The sequence below is a fragment of the Paenibacillus ottowii genome (genome assembly GCF_006874425.1).
In the GTDB taxonomy this organism is placed as follows: Bacteria; Bacillota; Bacilli; order Paenibacillales; family Paenibacillaceae; genus Paenibacillus; species Paenibacillus ottowii.
Genome location: NZ_VIJZ01000036.1, coordinates 1 through 1,671, shown reverse-complemented (window position 1 = coordinate 1,671; position 1,671 = coordinate 1). Strand labels below are relative to the sequence as shown.

The 1,671-nt window shown below is 52.7% G+C and carries 1 protein-coding gene; it reads left to right on the top strand.

Annotated features, from left to right (window positions below):
* The coding region (locus FKV70_RS25790) for a non-ribosomal peptide synthetase (RefSeq protein ID WP_244310857.1) at positions 1-1,671 on the top strand (1,671 nt) is incomplete at both ends.

The following is a 1,671-nucleotide window of genomic DNA, read 5'->3' as shown; positions in this document are numbered from 1 at the left end:
TTGTGGGCATGTTAGGCATTTTGAAAGCCGGAGGTGCATATGTCCCTATCGATCCGACGTATCCGGAGGAGCGTATCCGCTACATGCTGGACGACTCGGGAGCAGAGCTGTTGTTAACGCAAAGCCACCTGGTGGACAAAGCAGCTTTTGATGGTCAGGTACTGGTGCTGAATGGGACACAAAGTGTGTATCACGAGGAGGATTCCAACCTGGAGCCGTTGTCCGGTCCGAACGATCTGGCGTATGTGATCTATACGTCGGGTACGACGGGGCAGCCGAAGGGTGTCATGCTAGAGCATCGCGGTCTGTGTAATCTGAAAACGTATTTTGATCAGGAATTCCAGATCAGTACGTCGGATCATACATTGCTGTTTGCCAGCTATTCGTTTGATGCGTCTTGTTGGGAAATCTTCCAAACTCTATTCTGTGGTGCTACGTTGTATGTACCAACGTCAGAGACGATTTTGGACTATGAGAGATTCGAGCATTACATGACAGAACATCAGATTACAATGGCGACATTACCACCGACCTATGCGGTCTATCTGGAGCCAGAACAGATGCCATACCTGCGTATTCTGATGACTGCGGGTTCAGCTGCTTCAACAGAGCTGGTATACAAGTGGAAGGATCAAGTGGCGTACTACAACGGTTATGGTCCAACTGAAAACTCGGTGGCGACGTCGAGCTGGCCAGTATCCAAGGATGAGAGAGCAGGACAGCTAATTTCTATCGGACGCCCTTTGCCGAATCACCGGGTATACATGGTTGATGTACATGGACATTTGGCTCCGATAGGCGTAGCAGGTGAACTGTGTGTGTCCGGTCCAGGTCTGGCTCGCGGCTATCTGGATCGTCCAGAGCTAACGGATGAGAAATTTGTACCGAATTCATTCGCGGCTGGCGAGGTAGGTTATGAAAGAATGTACCGGACGGGTGACTTGGCGAGATGGATGCCGGATGGCAACATCGAATACTTGGGCCGGATCGATCATCAGGTGAAAATCCGGGGTTATCGGATCGAGCTGGGCGAGGTCGAGGCACAAATTTTGAAAGTGGAGGACATACAAGAGGTCATCGTACTGGCCCAGGCGGACGAGCAGGGACAAAACCAACTGGTGGCGTACTTTGTTGCCGAACGTGACGTGAGTGCTGGTGAGCTGCGAAGCTTACTGGGTGAGGAGTTGCCAAACTACATGGTGCCTTCGTACTTGGTACAGCTGGAGCAGATGCCGCTGACACCGAACGGTAAAATCGACCGCAAAGCCCTGCCAGCACCCGAAGGCAGCCTGCAAAGCGGAGCCGACTATGTCGCACCGCGGACGTGGGTGGAAGTGAAACTGGCGCAAATTTGGCAGGACGTGCTGGGCCTGGTGCAGGTCGGCGTGAAGGAAAACTTCTTCGAGATTGGTGGACATTCCCTGCGGGCGACGACACTGGCCTCGAAGATTCACAAGGAGCTGAACAAACCGCTTCCACTGCGCAGTATTTTTGAAGCACCAACGATTGAGCAACTGGCCGTTGTACTGGAACAGCTGGATCAAGTGACGTATGCGTCCATTCCGGTAGCGGAAGAGCGCAGCTTCTATCCGCTGTCCTCGGCACAAAAACGACTGTATGTGCTGCATCAGTTCGATCCGCAGGATGTGAACTACAACATGCCGTCGGTGC